General features: G+C 63.2%; 4 protein-coding genes. 3 read left to right on the plus strand and 1 reads right to left on the minus strand.

Annotated features, from left to right (window positions below; genetic code table 11):
• Positions 1–332 precede the first annotated feature (332 nt).
• The 3 genes from AC5DC2_RS22665 (at position 333) to AC5DC2_RS22675 (ending at position 2,149) form a co-directional block, all read left to right on the plus strand.
• Complete coding sequence (locus AC5DC2_RS22665) at positions 333–476, plus strand: DUF1127 domain-containing protein (protein WP_491700122.1); 144 nt, start codon at positions 333–335, stop codon at positions 474–476.
• Positions 477–756: 280 nt separating this feature from the next.
• A complete protein-coding gene (locus AC5DC2_RS22670) occupies positions 757–900 on the plus strand; it encodes a DUF1127 domain-containing protein (RefSeq protein WP_152534493.1) in 144 nt (47 codons plus the stop codon).
• Positions 901–1,036: 136 nt separating this feature from the next.
• Positions 1,037–2,149 (plus strand): pyridoxal phosphate-dependent aminotransferase, encoded by a 1,113-nt coding sequence (locus AC5DC2_RS22675; RefSeq protein ID WP_491700123.1) that lies wholly within the window; start codon positions 1,037–1,039, stop codon positions 2,147–2,149.
• 39 nt (positions 2,150–2,188) lie between these two features.
• On the opposite strand, the gene AC5DC2_RS22680 is transcribed toward AC5DC2_RS22675, so the two are convergent.
• A partial coding sequence (locus AC5DC2_RS22680; RefSeq protein WP_491700124.1) for a glutathione binding-like protein occupies positions 2,189–2,635 on the minus strand: 447 nt, incomplete at its 5' end.

A 2,635-nucleotide genomic window follows, 5' to 3' on the forward strand; every position in this document is an offset into this window, starting at 1 on the left:
CGGATCCTCCTCACCCGGTGAGCGTTATTTTTTTGCGCAGTGCCCATACACCGCCCCCCTCATTCTCAGTCCCGACCCTGCAAGACCGACTATACGCCGTCGCCGGACACCCGCCGCGCGTGCGACCGAGTCCGCGACAAGTGCCGACTTTTGCCGCCTATTCCCGCCCTCACAACAGCCTTTGTGGCCCTTCTCCTGCGGCGCCATGCGGCAGACGCATAGCGGCTTTACCGCAAACCCACTGACCGCGGCGGGCGGCAGGGCCTATATCCGGTTCATCAGAAATTGAGGCGCCGCAAAACACGGGCGCCGCAAAAACAGGAGAGAGAAACATGAGCATGGCTCGTTCGTTCAACAACTGGATCAAGTACCGCCAGACCGTTTCGGAACTCGGCCGCATGAATGCGCGCGAACTGTCCGACCTCGGCATCAACCGTGACGATATCCGTCGCGTTGCCCGCAAGGCCGTATTCTAAGCGCTGCCTTGCCCGACCTTGCAAAAGCCCCACGCCTTCTCCGGCGCGGGGCTTTTTTTTGGCGCAGGCCGTGCTTCCGTCCCGCCGCGCTGACGTTTGTCAAACGCGCGTGCCTCAAAACAACGCATCGCGATCGACCTGCTCCGGTATTGTGCAACCTAATGCACAAATGCATGGCAGTTGCATAATAACTGCACACGACGCATCGCCGTTTCCCTTGTATTCTTCCGGTCAAAATGAATGCAGCACGAAGCTGCCGGACATATTCGAGGAAACACCCATGCATCCCTTCGACTTCACCATGAAATGGTTCAGCTACCGCCGCACGCGCGCCCAGCTGCGCAATCTTACCGCCGCAGAACTCAAGGATATCGGCCTGCTGCCGGGCGACATCGACCGCGTTGCGGCCCGCGCCTTCCGCTGAGGCCATCCCCCGCACTGAACTGCCAACGGCGCCGCATGGCGCCGTTTCGCGTTTTGTCCGATGGAGCGGCGCTTGCCTTCCCAAACGCAGCGATTATGTTGGGGCCCCTTCTGCCAACAACCGGACGACGCACAGCATGGCCGCATTTCCGCGCTTTACCTCTCTGATCAAGGAACTGCCATCCACGGTCCCCTTTGTCGGACCCGAAGCACTGGAGCGCACCAGCAACTTCCCGATCATCGCCCGGATCGGCGCGAATGAGAGCGGCTTCGGTCCCGCGCCGTCCGTGCTTGCCGCAATCCGCGAGGCCGCCGGCGACATCTGGAAATACTCCGACTCCGAGCATCTGTCGCTGCGACAGGCCCTCGCCGAACACCATGGCTGCAGGCCGGAAAACCTTATGATCGGCGAAGGCGTCGACGGACTCCTCGGCATGGCCGTCAGGCTCGTGGTCTCACCGGGCACGGTCGTCGTCACCTCGCTCGGCGCCTATCCGACCTTCAACTACCATGTCGACGGCTTCGGCGGAAAACGGGTGAGCGTGCCCTATGCAGGCGACAGGGAAGACCTTGATGCGCTGTTGGCGGCGGCGAAGGACCATGACGCGACCATGGTCTATTTCGCCAATCCGGACAATCCGATGGGAAGCTGGTGGCATGAGGACGATGTCATCCGTTTCGTCGAGGACCTGCCGGAAACCTGCATGATGGTGCTGGACGAGGCCTATTGCGAATGTGGACCGGCAGAGGCCTTTCCCGCGATCGACCGCCTTCTCGACCGGCCGAACGTCATGCGCTTCCGCACCTTTTCCAAGGCCTACGGGCTCGCGGGCGCGCGCGCCGGATACATTATCGGCGAGGCCGAGACGATTTCCGCCTTCAACAAGATCCGCAACCATTTCGGCATGCCGCGCCTGACGCTGGTTGCCGCCGAGGCGGCGCTTGCCGACCAGGCCTATCTGCAGAGCGTTGTCGGACGCATCCGCGAATCGCGCGACGAGATCGCCCGGATCGCGCGCGACAACGGGCTTGAGCCGCTACCCTCGGCAACCAATTTCGTCGCCATCGATTGCGGCAGGGACGGCGCCTATGCGCGCGCCATCGTCGATGCGCTCGGCGCGCGTGGCGTCTTCATCCGGATGCCCGGCGTTGCGCCGCTTGACCGCTGTATCCGCGTCTCGACCGGCCCGGGCGAAGACATGGACCTCTTCGCGCAGGAACTGCCGGCCGTGCTCCAGGCGCTCGGCTGAGCCAGGCGCCCGAAGCATCCGGCTTCCCGGGCTTCGTCCCTACCGCGCCTTCTGGGCGAAGAGCACGGACTGGGCGTCCTTGTCCGATGCCAGGTTCATCTTTTCGCGCTCGGCCTGACCGACAGCGATGCCGGCCTTGACCGCCGGCCGCGCCATCACCGCCTCGTACCAGCGCTTCAGATTGGGAAAATCGTCAAGGTTCTGTCCCTGGGCCTCGTGCGAGCGGACCCAGCCGACCGAGGCCATGTCGGCGATCGAATAGGCGCCGCCGAGATATTCCGCCTCGCCGAGACGCCTGTCCATCACGCCGTAGAGCCGGTTGACCTCGTTGGTGTAGCGGTCGATGCCGTAGGCGATCTTTTCCGGCGCGTAGTTGCGGAAGTGATGCGCTTGGCCCGCCATCGGTCCAAGTCCGCCGACCTGCCAGAACAGCCATTCCTCGACGGCCACCCGTTCACGCTCGGTCTCGGGATAGAACTTTTTGTA

This window comes from Martelella sp., from assembly GCF_984369615.1.

Excerpts from the sequence above, each read along its gene's own strand:
- AC5DC2_RS22665 (WP_491700122.1), top strand. The coding sequence starts at position 333 with ATGAGCATGGCTCGTTCGTTCAACAACTGGATCAAGTACCGCCAGACC.
- AC5DC2_RS22670 (WP_152534493.1), top strand. The coding sequence starts at position 757 with ATGCATCCCTTCGACTTCACCATGAAATGGTTCAGCTACCGCCGCACG.
- AC5DC2_RS22675 (WP_491700123.1), top strand. The coding sequence starts at position 1,037 with ATGGCCGCATTTCCGCGCTTTACCTCTCTGATCAAGGAACTGCCATCC.